This is a genomic window from Pedobacter endophyticus (genome assembly GCF_015679185.1).
GTDB classification, from domain to species: Bacteria; Bacteroidota; Bacteroidia; order Sphingobacteriales; family Sphingobacteriaceae; genus Pedobacter; species Pedobacter endophyticus.
Genome location: NZ_CP064939.1, coordinates 3,624,685 through 3,639,070, shown reverse-complemented (window position 1 = coordinate 3,639,070; position 14,386 = coordinate 3,624,685). Strand labels below are relative to the sequence as shown.

The following is a 14,386-nucleotide window of genomic DNA, read 5'->3' as shown; positions in this document are numbered from 1 at the left end:
AATTTACGATTCGATAGTATTCGCTGTATGACCATTTATTTTCTTTTCATGATGAACAATGTTTAACATTAATGCAATATTTACCCAGATAAATAAATTATATTCGGGTGCAATCGATAATAGCATTCCCAGTGTAGCGAGCGTTCCTATGAAGCCGACCTTATAGGTACCCACAAAATACTTGTCTTTAAATCCCCGGCACTTAGTTGTGATTTTTTGGTAGAACTTAAATATTGCAAACAAAAAAAAGGTTAAAAAAGGGATATATCCAAAAAGGCCAAGTTCCGCCAGGATTTTACCATGAGCACTTTGAGGAAGCATGTCGTAAGTTATTACCCCCGTTTCATTTCCATTTTCAAACGCCCACATGTAAAAGTAAGAATTACCTCCTCCGACACCAAATATTGGATTAGCTTTAAAGACTTTTAATCCGATATAATTCGTATAGCTTCTTATAGCTCCAGAGTCATTAAAAGTTACATAATCTCTTTTTGAAAAAAAATTTTCTACTTTTTGTATAAAAATGTACTCTACTAAGTCCCCAATCTCGAAATAGGCTACTACTGATCCAAATGCAAAGGCCGCTAGTAAGATGAGTAAGGCAATGTTAAACCTACTCTTCCATCCGTTTAAGAAAAAGTAAAACACAAACATTGCAAGAGCGATCGCAATAAGCGACGTCGATTGTGTTAAAATAAGCAAAATCAACGTGCAAAAGAGCAAAATGTTCTGTAAATATTTAGTTTTAAACAGATCCGGTATGAAAATTAAATATAATAGTAGCCACATTACCATTAAGACATAGCTGCCGGGCTCAGCAGAAAATCCCGCAGGTCGGTGTACACTCAAGGGCGTGGAGTTCCTATAATCTAAAAATCCTGGCACAAGATCTGGCAAACCTTTTGGAACCAAAAAATATCCATAAAATGAATATGCAGAAATTAATGACCCAGATATAACGAAGTATTTCACAAGCTTTTTATGCTTTTGAAAAACTATTTTTGACCCAATTATGTAATTGATAACTATCCAATTCAATAAATAGTATAAATAAATTAGAACTGGCGCAATCCAAATGTTAAATCTAAACTTGGACGCTGCCTCTGGAAAATGGTTGCTGTAATTCAATTTAATGGGATTAAAAAAATTGAGCAGGTTTCCAGGTATGGGAGCTATTACAAAACATATAAACAGCAACAAAGAATACTTACTATAGATAGTTTTTGTATCTGTAAGCATAAATATACCCAATAAAATCAATCCTAAAAACTCATAAATTTTAAAGCTTCCTCCAATATTAATAACAAGAACCTGTTGATAGAATATAAATATAAATATTAATGCAATTACCTTGTAAATAATATCCGTAGTGTTAATTGAATCTAATCGGCCTATCATAACAACGGATTATTTAATACTAATGCTCTAACAATCGGCAGTATATGACTGAATTGGCCACGCAATATCCTATTTACCAACACAAGCAATATTGATGCATATACACTCAATAGATAGTTGGGCGCATATTTTTTTGTTATTTTAAGCCTATTGACCACAAAACACTTATCTGCTAGAAGAGAAATATTATTTGCTGTCTTAGAGATACTAGCTCCTTCTTTATGATAAATATATGCACTTGGAATCAAATCTATTTGCCACCCCTTATTTTTGCCTCTAAATGCCCAGTCTATTTCTTCGTAATAAAGAAAATATTCCTCATTCATAAAACCGACATCATTCACAAATGCCTTGCTAACTATCATAGATGCTCCGATTATATAATCAGCCTCCCGGATGAACTTCTCATAGCTATAGTTATAGTCTGCCTGCCTACCGCCAAGGTGCTTCGATGTTGCTGTCCAGAAATTGTACTGGCCCGCCACCCCTTGTAACATTCCCTTTTCATGCGCATAATAAAGTTTCGTACCATATATGCCAGTGTTAGCTCTTGATTGCGCGATACCTTCCTTTATAGTTCGTATAGTTGAAGGGGGTACCAATGTGTCATTATTTAACAACCAGATCCATTTAACTGACTGAACTCTAGATAGATATTTTATGCAAATATTATTAGCAGCAGCAAAGCCATGGTTTTTAACATCTTTTACAATTACAATGCGAGTTTCAATTTCATCATTAATTAATTCAAAGTCATATTTCGAGAATATTTTGTAAAGTGTTTCTCCAAAAACTGAGTTGTGATAGTTCGTCTTTCTGCTGTTTACCTCTTGTAACCAATGAACTATTCGATCAATAGATTCTCCTGATGGAGAATTATCAACAATAAAAATTTGATATAATTTATCTGTCGATTCCAGAATTGAATCGATACAAGCTATTGTATCATTATCTCCGTTGAAATTGACTATTACAATACGCAATATCAGCTTATCATCCACTCCAGTCTCTCCTATATTATTAACTTGTGTAGCTTGAATGTCTGGTTAACTTCAATAATAGAGTTTGCAATTTGCATATTATTGATGCTTTTTATTTTTCTGATACTTCCATCTAGTTCGTTAATTTTTAGATAGTCATAGCCCAAAGCGTTATAATCTCCAATCTCAGGGGAAATAACAATCGGAACCAGTCCAAACGTTAAATATTCAAGCATTTTAGTTGGATTGGCTACCCTGTTTACAATGATATCGTCTCTTAAAATAAATCCGTAATGGCTGATTGCATAGTAATCACTAAGTTCACTGGGTGATACAGATGCTAAGCATATGGATTCGGAAAGATTGTATTTGGCTATTAGGGACTGAAATTTTTCCATTTCCCCTGTCAGCACTATTATCTTTATTGATGAATTTATAATTTTAGAGAGTTTGGCGAGCATCATGTCTATGTTCTGCCACTTTTGTAGATTTCCGCTATAAATTAACACACACGATCTCTCATCTATTCCATATTTAGCTCTTAATTTATCACAAACCTCTGCATTAGTTTCTTTCAGGTTGGAGTTATGTATATAAAATATGTGATCATGCCAATCAATATCTCCTTTTTTGTATTTATTTGCAAAATGGGCAGCCATCTTATTTGAAACACTTATGCAGTGATTAACCCTTTTAAATATTTGTGCTTCTAAAAAGCTGAGATAGCTTCCCATAAGCTTCTTATTTTCGAAGTAGAATTCTTCTGGAACAACTCCATGCGCATCCAAAATTAAATTTTTGTTCGTCTTCGATATTAATAAAAGTGCATATGGTATCAATTTAAATGCATATAAGGAATGGGCGTAAATATTTTCTGCTCCTTTTATCAATCTCAAAATATCAAAGAAATGCAAAATTGGATTCAGATGTATTTCCGTAACCAGATCGCTATGTCGCGATTTAATTCGATGTTTATGTCTAATAGATATGTTAACGTATTTTCTGGGAAAACTCGCCAACAACTTATCAATAGCACTTACTCGTATTTGCATCCCATCTTTAATATTATTCTCTCTGGGGTAAGGCGCAATTATGATAAGTTTTTCAGCCATAGTTCTTTATTGCTTTTAGAATTTGGTTAGCAGCTGTACCATCTCCATAAGGGTTATTAGCTTCGCTCATTGCCTTAAAAATAGCAGAATCATCTAACAACAAAGTCACTTCTTTTACAATTTTCTCTTTGCTAGTGCCAACTAATTTTGCGGTGCCCGCCTCCACAGCTTCAGGACGCTCTGTATTTTCTCTCATCACCAGTACCGGTTTGCCAAGACTCGGTGCCTCCTCCTGAATACCACCGCTGTCCGTAAGTATTATATGACTTTTAGACATTAACCATACGAAGCTGGGATAACTTAAAGGCTCAATTAAATTAACATTATCACAGCCACTCAAGATATTATAAACTGGAGTTTGCACATTGGGATTTAAGTGCACAGGGTATATTAGCTGTACATCATCCCTCTTGGAAATTTCCTTGATTGCATTACATATTTCAATAAACCCTTGTCCGAAATTTTCTCTTCTATGACCGGTTACTAAAATAATTTTCTTATCACCCACAATATCTTTGAGCTCTCGAATTTGGCGGTTTTCATAGCTTTTAAGTTTTTCTACAGCCCAATTTAGACCATCAATAACGGTATTTCCAACAACGATGATCTTAGCTTCGGAAACCCCCTCTCGCATTAGATTTTGTTTTGATTTCAATGTTGGGGCAAAGTGTAAATCTGCCAGTCTACCTGTGATCTGCCTATTCATTTCTTCCGGAAAAGGGGACCATTTATCGAAAGTTCTTAAACCAGCTTCTACATGACATACACGTGATTGATTATAGAATGCACCCATCGCTGCGGCAGTTGACGTCGTAGTATCCCCATGCACAAAAACGTAGTCAGGTTGAAAATCCTCAAACACAGTCTTTAATCCTGTCAATACGTCTGCAGTAAGTTGATAAAGATTCTGAGAAGGCTTCATTAAATTCAAATCGTAATCAGGTATTATTTCGAAAAAATCAATAACCTGATCAAGCATCTCTCTATGCTGGGCGGTTACGCACACTTTGGTCACGAAATTATCGGCAGACTGCAAAAAAGCCTTTACCAAAGGTGCCATCTTTATGGCCTCAGGCCTAGTTCCGAATACGATTAAAATTTTTTGCATAGAAATATTATATATGATTTAACGACCGAAAGCAAATTTAACTTTCCGAACTGAGAAAAACTGGATTTTTTTAACCTGCTAATTGTCAAATCCGTTTTCTCTAAGGCATCCATTAAACTTGAGCCAACAGCGTCCATACTGTGATAAGTGGAAACATATGTATGACATCTCGTAGCGTGAATATCATGTCTTAAACTAACCTCATTCATCAATTGATCAAACAAATGCCGATCTGATTGTTCAGGGGTATATTCATCTGCCAATGAGAAATCAATAGTTTCATAGAGCCATCTAAATCGGTTTGAGTCTGGAATTTCAGAATACGACATATCAACCAGAACTGTTGGAATTGCGAGTGCTCCGCCTTCAAGCGCTGAAGTCCCCATAGCAAAAAGCACGTCTGTGTCGTTTGTTAGCACCTCATAAAGTTCTGTTGAAATCAAGCTACCATGTCTGACAATATTTAAGTTAGGATAGCTTTCCATCAACAGAAGATTTGCGGCTTCACCTTCTCCAATAATGTTTACATAAACACTTCTTGAGGACGTAGATGCGAAAGTATTTGCGTGGTTCAATACATTTAATAATGCGAAAATCTTATCCTCTGATAATCGCCCAAGCCAAGTTATCCTAATGTTTGCACTGGTTCTGTAAGCATTACTCTTCTCAGCAATACGAACTGGAATAGGCAAATAGCTCGGTTCGCCGGAAAATTGGAAGATGTTTCGCTGAATCGAATAGTTTGGCCCATCCATAAACTTAATTCCCCCCAAAGCAATGAACTCATTTAAATCCTCCGTAAAAATAATTTTATTTAGTTTACCATTTAGATAATGTTTCATTACATTGTTCAAAGCAAACGGATGGATAGACCAAAATAGGACCTTGAAATCACCTTCGCATTTATCGAACTTTAATAAATCAATTATTGAGGACAGCGGAGTTACAACTAGCGTATTTGCCGGAATATAATGCCTTTTAAATCTAAAAAAATCGATGAAAGAAATTTTATGATTGTTTCTCAGAGTTTTCCTTGCGAAACCGTCTTCAAAATCCACATAATAGATCCTTACATTAAACCTTTGGCAAATGTTTTCAGCCAATCTTATAAATAAAAATTCTGCTCCGCCAACAATTGTACTTGGATAGAAGAATGTAATTGACTCTATTTTACCCATTCTTCAAGAATAACAATTTTCTGAAAATAATTATCATCACCATTAAGTATACAGCATAGTTCGCAGCAAATGCATAAGTAACACCAATCAATCCATATCGACTGATAAAGATATAACTCAGAATTAAATATAGAGCACTGAAAATAACTTCTGAAATTACATAAGCCTTTGTCATGGCTTTTGCGAGCATTACGTAAGCTAAAAGCCAAGCTGTAATTTTCAAGAAATCGCCAACTAACTGCCAAAGAAATAAGACTTCCATTTGCATAAATTCCTTTGTGTATAACAATTCTATAATGAAAAATCGCAATATGTATACTGTAATACATCCAATAGCAACGACTGGCAAAATCATTTTAAATCCATTTAAAATTTCAGCATGTATATCTCGTTCTTTCTTTAAAGAAGATAATTTTGGAAGGTAGTAAGTTGCCAACGAGGTCGTAATTATCATTAAATACGCATCCGAAATCCTAACCACACTCTGCCAATAGCCAGCCTGATCTATATCAAACTTATTTATGAGCATATTCCGTAAGATGATTTGAGATGTGGGCACAGTAACTGCAGTCACAAATGCCATTAAGCTAAAATGGCTTAATTTAAGTGCAGCAATTCTGTTAAACTTGGCTCGAAATATAGCCCAACTGAACCACTCATTCCTTGAAACCAGAAGCAAAGTGATAAAAAACACCAGGGTCTGGGCCAAAACAAGAGAGTATAAGGCACCAACTATCTTGTATTTATGCACTAAAACGACTGTAAATACTAGCCCTATTACACTTCCTACCGCATTTACAATTGTAAAGTCTTTAATATGCCCCTTGCCATTTAGAATGGAAATTAATAGTGAGTTAAGTGAGTAAAAAATAATTGTAACTCCAAGTACGCGCACGACATTTACGAACATTGTGTTTGTGAAAATTAACTTGGATATGAGAGGTGCGCTAACGATCAGAAAAAAACCAACAAGTATCGAACATCCCATGGATATCTTGAGAGCAGTGCTTAATAGCGTTCTTAGTTTTCGATCGTTTTGGTCATACTCAGCGGTATATTTTACCACACCATTATTTATTGCTCCATTAGCAAAAGTTAGTACTACACTCAAAAAATTACTGAAAGCGCCAATTAAAGCAACGCCAGCCGGGCCAGTAATAACTGCAACAACCTTGACCGAAACGAAACCTGCAGCCAGCCTTAAAAATGTTATAATTGCAGATAAAAAAGACGTCTTTAGTAATTTCAAAACTTAGCTAGTTGTAGGAGTTAACAGCCTGAATAACGGAGCTTACCTCATCTAGCGTCATTACTTCAGAAATAGGTAAACTAAGCACTTCCGCGTGTATTTTCTCGGAAATTGGAAATGATAGCCCGCTCAATTCTACGTATGCATCTTGCCTGTGAGGAGGAATCGGATAATGAATTAAAGTTTGAACACCGCAATCAGCTAAATGTTTTTGCAATTTCTCCCTTTCATCTGTTCTGATAACAAAAAGGTGCCAGACATGTGCTTCGGTATTTTGAACATGGGGAAGTGCAATTTTTTGATTCCTTATTTCGTGCAAATATCTTTGAGCTATTATACGTCTTTTCTGGATTATTACATCTAAATGTTGCAATTTGACAGATAAGAAAGCTGCGTTCATTTCATCTAGCCGACTATTCATCCCTTTATAAATATTCTGATACTTTATATGGGAACCATAATTTCTAAGTGCAATTAGCGTTTTGTATAACTCTTCATTACTTGTCGTGATGGCTCCACCGTCGGCTAGCGCACCTAGGTTCTTTCCAGGATAAAAACTATGCCCTCCAGCATCTGCAAGATTACCAGCTTTTAAACCATTTTTGTAGATCCCACCGTGAGCCTGTGCGCAATCTTCAATGACTTTTAGACTATACTTGCTTGCGATTGAATTAATACGCTCCATATCACATAGCTGTCCATATAGATGCACCGGAAGTATAGCCACAGTTCTTTCGTTGACGTGCGCCTCTATTAGGTCTGGATCGATGTTATATGATTCTAGCTCTGGCTCGACTAAAATCGGTACTAAACCATTAGCTGATATGGCTAAAATGCTGGCTATATAGGTGTTAGAAGGAACAAGAATTTCATCCCCCTCTTTAAATACACCTAATTCCTTGTAGCCGCGAATAATTAAAATCAGCGCATCTAACCCATTGGCCACGCCAATAGTGTATTTAGAACCAACATATTGAGAATATTGTTTTTCAAATCGCTGTAGCTGTTCTCCCAGTAAGTACCATCCACTATCAATAACTTTTGACGCTACTTGCTTGAGTTCCTGAGTGTATTGAGCGTTGACCTTCTGTAAATCTAAAAATTTAATCATTTTTTCACTGGTTTAAATCCTTCTAAACAATATTCCTCACCTGTTTTTCTATCAATTAAATCTAAACTTAACAAACATGAGTCTTCAGTAATATAACCTTGATGTAATGCTGGATTACCATACCAAACGGTGTATGGCAATGTATTCTTTGTAAGAACACTACCGGCCCCAATTAATGTTTTAGTACCTATTTCAATACCACACAAAATTGTAGAATTTGCGCCTATTGAAACAGATTCATTAATTACAGTTTTTTCATTTTTGTACTCCTTATTTTTTGAAATAGGTATTCTGTCATTCGTGAAGGTAACGTTTGGACCAATCATTACCTTATTACCAATAGTAACACCATCCCAGACCTGAACTCCTGGTTTTATTGTAACATCATCCCCAATTAAAACATCATTTTCAATAAATACATTACAATTGATATTGCAATTATTCCCAATTTTTGCTCCTTTTAGTATGACGCAGTATTGCCATATAGATGTACCATTGCCGATTGTTTCAGATTGTACGTCTGCTAGAATATGTATTTTAGCTTTCATTCTTATAATCAATAAATTTCTGATAATCTCGAATATAGTCTGTTTCATCATATGGTAAAGATGCCAGCACAAGCAGAACGGCCCCTGATGAAAAATTCAACAAATCTCTCCATATGCCAGGAGTTACTAGCAAACCAAAATTCGGTCTATTCAACGTCATAATTTTTTTGTTTTTACCATCATCTAATAATACATCAAAACTTCCACTTGCAGCTACGATAAGTTGTTGCAGTTCATAATGCGCATGTCCTCCGCGAACCTCACCTCCAGGCACATCGTATAAATAATAAACTCGTTTAATTGCGAAAGGTATATCGGAAAGGCCGGAAACAGGAGTGATATTACCCGCTCTATTATGAATCTTTTTCAATTCGATAACATTACAATTATATATACTTACCATTATTTTTGAATTTATCTAAATCTCGCTCGTAATCAGCTTCATCAAATTCTGTCGAGGCAGCAATAAATGCTAAAGAATTGGTGGAGAAATTCTCCATGTGTCGCCATATGCCGTTAGGCACATATAAGCCAAAATATGATCGATTTAAGGAAACCCTTTTCACTTCGTAACCATCAGTGAGAATGACATCAAAACTTCCAGACAACGCAATAATTAATTCCTCGTTAATTCTGTAGCTATGCCCCCCACGCGATTCCCCTCCGGGAACATCATAAATCCAATAAGTTCGTTTAATCTCGAAAGGGACATGTTTGTATTCCTCAAGAAAAGACAGATTTCCTCTGTCATCCAAAATCTTGGGCAATTTTACTATCTTTATTTCGTCAATTTTTTTTATCATCACCCTAAGTTTATTAAAGCCTTCCTAATTGCTAAAATTAAGATGCACACAAATCCAAATAAAACGCAGCCGATAACTGCCCCCTTACTTTTTCCAAAAATTTCTTTTTTGACTGGATAAATTGGTTGGTCAATTACTTGAATAAGTGGCGTTTCTTTCAACAAACTCATCTTAGTCACTTCTAAATTCTGGATCAAAGAACTGAGAATAGATTTATTTGTTTCCGCAGAAAACTGTGCTCGCTGTGCAGGAACCACTCTCTGAGTTTGTCTGGTAGGGTTGAGGTTGGGAGTAGCATCTCCAATTGCTGCTACGTCGTAAATTGCACCGTTCATTACCTTTCTAACAGAGTCAGCCTTCGCCTCAAGAATTTCAATATTATCCAATGACTTTTTGATTTTCGTCTGTAAATAAAAGTCATTGACATTTTTTACTAACTCGTCATTAAAAACTTTGGCAAAGACTTCGTCCTTAGCTTTAACATCCACCTTGATGATGCTAAGCTTTTTGTCAGGTTTGGTCACTGTCAAATAATTCGCTATGATGTCTTCTACCGCCTTACCCAATATGCTGTCACGCAACCTTGATTTCGAGATAAATAATGAATCTTCAGCCTCAAACTTTAAATTCATTAACTCCGGTTGTTTTGACCAACCCTCTTTTAACTTGTTGACTTGAATATATCGGTTGAACAGTAACTCGTTGGAATTACTTTTTATTGGAGTCAATAATGTCTTTTGGATCATTTTACGTGATTTGTACAACTCCAGTATATTGTCTCCTTGAAAAATACCGCCGCTTCCTCCATTTAAATCTATTCCCACCATCGAGGCTAATCCAGCATATTGACCGAGCCCTCCCCCTGAACCCTCATTACTCTCCAATACAAAAGTCGTAGTGGCGATAAAAACTGGTTTTTGAAAATAAGCATACACGAATCCTAAAATACCTCCTATCAGTCCAAAGGTAAAAATCAATAGCCAGCGAGATAGCAAATACCGCCACCATTCTTGAATTTTAAGAAGGAGTTCCTTCAATGTAATTTCATCTTTTTGATTATATTGTTGACTTTCTGTTGTCATTTTTACTAGTATCGAGTATTTAGTATCTCCCAACGGGATGCCTTTGGCAAAGTATCGAGACACTTAACTTTAATTATTTTATTAGTCCTTCGACTACGCTCAGGATGACATTTTATAACCACCCTCCCAAAGGGATGCCTTTGGCACAACTCCTCCTTGTAAATAATGAGAGGAGTTGATTTATCTTAGTAAACTTACAATTATTGCACCTAATGAAGCAACTGCTGTTCCAATTCCTATCCAGCTTTGAGCGGTCATCCGCTCTCTTTCTGCCCGCTTAGGCACTAAAATTTCTGCGCCGGGTTTTACCACCGGGTAATTGTTAAAAAATAAAAATTTACTTACCGCTGCAGCCGATCCGTTTGCATACTTAATATAGGTTCCGTTTTTACGAGCATTGTCTGTATAACCTCCAGCACCACTAATATACTGCTTCAAGCTTTTTCCCGGAAGGTAAACGATACTGTTCGGATTTAACACTTCTCCAGTAACTTTCACCGTTTGTAAAGTTCTCGGAATACGGATTACATCACCATCTTCTACAATCAAATCAAATTTAGAGAGCGTATCCTTTAATATCGCCACTAGGTTTATACCCACGAGATCACTTTCAATCAGCTTTTGTTCTACCTCTGCCTTAACAGTGTCTTTTACGCCTACTTCCTGAGCTCGTTTTAAGTTTAAGTATTTCTTATCTTCCTCTTCTTTATTGTTGATGGCATTTTTGTCTTCAGGATTTACCTTCTCTGCCCCAGCCCTTTTTAAAGATGCTCCATCTGGATATGCCGAAGGGGTAAGTCCCCCCGCTCTTTTAATCAACTGAGAAATTCTTTCGTCTTTTTGGCTGATGGTATAGGTACCCGGATACAATACTTCTCCCTCTAGCTTAACCTGCTTCTGAACGGTATAACCCTCAGCATTTCGAACAGCCACGATATCGAAAGGCTGTAGAATGAAGGCATTATCACTTAAATTTAAATTGCGATCTACATTCACGACAAACACTTCGGCCGTGCGAGCAGATGCAGACCTTGCATCACTGTTTTTTACCCTGCGTGAAATTTCGATTCGGTTAGGTGTTGCACCTTCTTTGAAGCCTCCCGCCAATTGAATCATTGACTCTAAGGTCATATTATCGGCATAATCAAAGGTGCCTGGCGCTCTCACTTCTCCCTGAATAGTCACTTTATATTCATCTCTCAAATCGAATAAAGACGAAATGGTCACCTTATCTTCGCGTTGTAAAGGGATATCTGCTTGTGTGCCGGCAATTACCTTTGCCACATCAAATGAAATTAAAGACTGGGTGTTATCTGGATTTAACCTGTTGATATAACCACGGTTCAAAAATGCGTCTTCAGTTAAACCATCAGATTTATTAATCAAACCTCTAAGTGTTAAGCCTTTGTCTAGTTCATAAACACCTGGTCTAAACACCGCCCCAATAATTTCAACACGATTTGCAAAACGATCTAATATTGCTTCAACCACATATTTGTCGCCGTTTTTTGGAGAGTAGGTGGTAAATTCCGATGAAGATATATCGGCAATCTTACGGTCGATAGCGGTATTTTGAAAAGCCTTAATTTTTGCGGTATAAGCTTGCGTGGTAAACCCACCTGCAAAATTAATCACATCTTGTAAGCTTTCGTTCTTCGCTACCTCAAATAAGGCAGAACGCTTTACCTCGCCAGTAATCTCTACCCGCTTTTCATAAACAGGCACGTTGATTACATCCTGATCTTGTAGGCGAATATTACCCTGCTGAATCCCTTTTAATAAAAAGTCGTAAACGTCGATGTTTGCTACAACCTTATTGTTCCTGATTAATTGAATATTTCGGAAAGACCCATTTTGGGCGGGGCCTCCTGAGGCATATAACGCATTGTAAACTGTAGATAAAGATGATAAAGTATAGGTTCCGGGTTTAACAACCTGCCCGGTCATGATGATTTTTATACTCCTGATATTCCCTAAATTCACGGCAACAGTGGTTCGGCCCGATCTCAAAGAAGGATAAGTTGAAGACAAAGCCGACCTGATTTTTGAAGTGGCTTGCTCGATTGTTAAACCGGCTACAGAAATTCGACCGACATATTGAAGTAAAATAACGCCATCAGGGCTAACTTGCAAGTTATAACTGGCTTCGTTGTCACCGTTTAAATCAATTAGCAAACGATCGTCTGGACCGATTACATAACCTTTTGGTGTAGCTATTCGAAGGTTTGGCTCAAAGGTAATGCTGCCATTCCGAAAAAGTTCAGCACCAAAAATCTTTGGCCCTATTTCTTCATCTGCTTCTTTTTTCTCGTTGTCAATTTCACCCCCATCTGTACTTTCACTTATTTCTCTTCCCGTAGAAACCGGCTTCGAGTCGCTCTGAACCGCCGAAGTTGTTCCTTGCTTCCTTACCTTTTCAACCCTTAATTTCAATTTTTGAATTTCATCGGCTTTCATCCCTTGAGCAGCTGCCATTTGCTCCATTTGCGCTTCAGAATAGCCGATAGATTCGGCCTTTTTAATCATCTGCAAGATTTGTGCATCCGAAAGCTCATCTACCTTAACATTGGCATAGTTCTGGGCTTTCGCCGCAGTAATTGTAAAAAATACAAAAAATATAAGGGAGACTAATAGTTTAAATGTTTGCTTCATAAGATGCTCACTGCTCAGTTTATTCGAAATAGTTTAATGTTTTAAATCCACCTAATTTTAAATGCTCGTCTTTTTTCATTAACTGCAGATCAGAAAAAACCATATCCTTAACCAATGCAGGAAGATCATATTTTGGAGTCCAGCCAAGTTGTGTTTTTGATTTGGTCGGATCGCCTAATAGAAGATCAACCTCAGTAGGCCTGAAATATTTTGCATCAACCTTCACAACTGTTTGTCCGAGTTTTAAGGCAGTGGTTTTTATGCCCAAACTGTCAGCAATCTGTTCATCTACATTAATGATCACGCCTTTCTCGTGTTCGTCTTTGCCGCTAAACTCAATTTCTATGCCAAGTTCTGCAAAACTCATCCGCACAAAATCTCTAACGGTGGTTGTAATTCCTGTAGCAATAACGAAATCTTCAGGCTTTTCTTGTTGAAGAATCAACCACATCGCCTCAATATAATCTTTTGCATGCCCCCAATCGCGTTGAGCTGATAGATTGCCTAGGTAAAGGCAGTTTTGCAAACCTAAAGCAATTTTGGCGGTTGCCCTTGTAATTTTACGGGTTACGAATGTTTCACCTCTCAACGGACTTTCGTGATTGAAAAGTATACCGTTGCATGCAAACATATTGTAAGCTTCGCGATAGTTCACTGTAATCCAGTACGCATACATTTTAGCCACAGCATAAGGCGAACGCGGATAAAACGGGGTGGTTTCGCTTTGCGGAACGGCTTGTACTAAACCGTATAACTCGGATGTAGAGGCTTGATAAATTTTCGTTTTTTTCTCGAGACCCAAGATTCTCACCGCCTCTAAAAGCCTCAACGTTCCGATGCCATCTGCGTTAGCGGTATACTCGGGCATTTCGAAACTCACCTGAACGTGACTCATTGCAGCCAGATTGTAAATTTCATCGGGCTGGGTTTCTTGTATAATGCGAATTAAGTTGGTTGAGTCTGTAAGATCGCCATAATGAAGTTTGAAATTAACATCGCTTTCATGCTGATCTTGATATAAATGATCGATACGATCGGTGTTAAACAAAGATGAACGACGTTTAAGCCCGTGAACAAAGTATCCTTTTTTAAGTAAAAACTCTGCTAAATAGGCTCCATCCTGTCCTGTTATACCCGTTATTAAGGCAATCTTCATATTTATAAG

The 14,386-nt window shown here is 37.0% G+C and carries 13 protein-coding genes; all 13 read right to left on the bottom strand.

Going from position 1 to position 14,386, the window contains the following annotated elements; genetic code table 11:
• Nucleotides 1–3: 3 nt before the first annotated feature.
• The 13 genes from IZT61_RS14795 to gmd all read right to left on the bottom strand — a co-directional run bounded on the left by IZT61_RS14795 (nucleotide 4) and on the right by gmd (nucleotide 14,377).
• The gene (locus IZT61_RS14795) at nucleotides 4–1,398 is read right to left on the bottom strand and encodes an O-antigen ligase family protein (RefSeq protein WP_196097789.1); all 1,395 of its coding nucleotides are present in this window, start codon (nucleotides 1,396–1,398) and stop codon (nucleotides 4–6) included.
• Nucleotides 1,395–2,399 (bottom strand): glycosyltransferase family protein, encoded by a 1,005-nt coding sequence (locus tag IZT61_RS14790; RefSeq protein ID WP_196097787.1) that lies wholly within the window; start codon nucleotides 2,397–2,399, stop codon nucleotides 1,395–1,397. The genes IZT61_RS14795 and IZT61_RS14790 overlap by 4 nt, the downstream gene beginning before the upstream one ends.
• An 11-nt stretch (nucleotides 2,400–2,410) precedes the next feature.
• On the bottom strand, nucleotides 2,411–3,490 hold the full coding sequence (locus IZT61_RS14785; protein ID WP_196097785.1) for a glycosyltransferase family protein: 1,080 nt from the start codon (nucleotides 3,488–3,490) through the stop codon (nucleotides 2,411–2,413).
• Nucleotides 3,483–4,598, bottom strand: a complete 1,116-nt coding sequence (gene wecB / locus IZT61_RS14780) for a non-hydrolyzing UDP-N-acetylglucosamine 2-epimerase (RefSeq protein ID WP_196097784.1) — start codon at nucleotides 4,596–4,598, stop codon at nucleotides 3,483–3,485. Before wecB ends, IZT61_RS14785 begins: the two co-directional genes overlap by 8 nt.
• A complete protein-coding gene (locus IZT61_RS14775) occupies nucleotides 4,583–5,776 on the bottom strand; it encodes a glycosyltransferase family protein (protein ID WP_196097782.1) in 1,194 nt (397 codons plus the stop codon). The genes wecB and IZT61_RS14775 overlap by 16 nt, the downstream gene beginning before the upstream one ends.
• Nucleotides 5,769–7,025: an O-antigen translocase gene (locus IZT61_RS14770; protein WP_196097780.1), complete on the bottom strand. Its 1,257-nt coding sequence runs from the start codon at nucleotides 7,023–7,025 to the stop codon at nucleotides 5,769–5,771. The genes IZT61_RS14775 and IZT61_RS14770 overlap by 8 nt, the downstream gene beginning before the upstream one ends.
• A gap of 7 nt (nucleotides 7,026–7,032) precedes the next feature.
• Entirely contained in the window at nucleotides 7,033–8,136 is a 1,104-nt protein-coding gene (locus IZT61_RS14765) for a DegT/DnrJ/EryC1/StrS family aminotransferase (protein ID WP_196097778.1), read from the bottom strand.
• Nucleotides 8,133–8,684, bottom strand: a complete 552-nt coding sequence (locus IZT61_RS14760) for an acyltransferase (protein WP_196097776.1) — start codon at nucleotides 8,682–8,684, stop codon at nucleotides 8,133–8,135. The genes IZT61_RS14765 and IZT61_RS14760 overlap by 4 nt, the downstream gene beginning before the upstream one ends.
• Entirely contained in the window at nucleotides 8,674–9,087 is a 414-nt protein-coding gene (locus IZT61_RS14755; protein ID WP_196097775.1) for a sugar 3,4-ketoisomerase, read from the bottom strand. The genes IZT61_RS14760 and IZT61_RS14755 overlap by 11 nt, the downstream gene beginning before the upstream one ends.
• A complete protein-coding gene (locus tag IZT61_RS14750) occupies nucleotides 9,071–9,487 on the bottom strand; it encodes a sugar 3,4-ketoisomerase (protein WP_196097774.1) in 417 nt (138 codons plus the stop codon). The genes IZT61_RS14755 and IZT61_RS14750 overlap by 17 nt, the downstream gene beginning before the upstream one ends.
• Nucleotides 9,487–10,569, bottom strand: a complete 1,083-nt coding sequence (locus tag IZT61_RS14745) for a GumC domain-containing protein (RefSeq protein WP_196097773.1) — start codon at nucleotides 10,567–10,569, stop codon at nucleotides 9,487–9,489. Before IZT61_RS14745 ends, IZT61_RS14750 begins: the two co-directional genes overlap by 1 nt.
• Nucleotides 10,570–10,749: 180 nt before the next feature.
• Nucleotides 10,750–13,221 carry an SLBB domain-containing protein gene (locus IZT61_RS14740; protein ID WP_196097772.1) on the bottom strand — a complete coding sequence of 824 codons (2,472 nt, stop codon included), beginning with the start codon at nucleotides 13,219–13,221 and terminating at the stop codon, nucleotides 10,750–10,752.
• 19 nt (nucleotides 13,222–13,240) lie between these two features.
• Complete coding sequence (gmd, locus tag IZT61_RS14735) at nucleotides 13,241–14,377, bottom strand: GDP-mannose 4,6-dehydratase (RefSeq protein ID WP_196097770.1); 1,137 nt, start codon at nucleotides 14,375–14,377, stop codon at nucleotides 13,241–13,243.
• Nucleotides 14,378–14,386 lie beyond the last annotated feature (9 nt).

Excerpts from the sequence above, each read along its gene's own strand:
- IZT61_RS14745 (WP_196097773.1), bottom strand. The coding sequence starts at position 10,569 with ATGACAACAGAAAGTCAACAATATAATCAAAAAGATGAAATTACATTG.
- IZT61_RS14785 (WP_196097785.1), bottom strand. The coding sequence starts at position 3,490 with ATGGCTGAAAAACTTATCATAATTGCGCCTTACCCCAGAGAGAATAAT.
- wecB (WP_196097784.1), bottom strand. The coding sequence starts at position 4,598 with ATGCAAAAAATTTTAATCGTATTCGGAACTAGGCCTGAGGCCATAAAG.
- IZT61_RS14755 (WP_196097775.1), bottom strand. The coding sequence starts at position 9,087 with ATGGTAAGTATATATAATTGTAATGTTATCGAATTGAAAAAGATTCAT.
- IZT61_RS14760 (WP_196097776.1), bottom strand. The coding sequence starts at position 8,684 with ATGAAAGCTAAAATACATATTCTAGCAGACGTACAATCTGAAACAATC.
- IZT61_RS14765 (WP_196097778.1), bottom strand. The coding sequence starts at position 8,136 with ATGATTAAATTTTTAGATTTACAGAAGGTCAACGCTCAATACACTCAG.
- gmd (WP_196097770.1), bottom strand. The coding sequence starts at position 14,377 with ATGAAGATTGCCTTAATAACGGGTATAACAGGACAGGATGGAGCCTAT.
- IZT61_RS14775 (WP_196097782.1), bottom strand. The coding sequence starts at position 5,776 with ATGGGTAAAATAGAGTCAATTACATTCTTCTATCCAAGTACAATTGTT.
- IZT61_RS14740 (WP_196097772.1), bottom strand. The coding sequence starts at position 13,221 with ATGAAGCAAACATTTAAACTATTAGTCTCCCTTATATTTTTTGTATTT.
- IZT61_RS14750 (WP_196097774.1), bottom strand. The coding sequence starts at position 9,487 with ATGATAAAAAAAATTGACGAAATAAAGATAGTAAAATTGCCCAAGATT.
- IZT61_RS14795 (WP_196097789.1), bottom strand. The coding sequence starts at position 1,398 with ATGATAGGCCGATTAGATTCAATTAACACTACGGATATTATTTACAAG.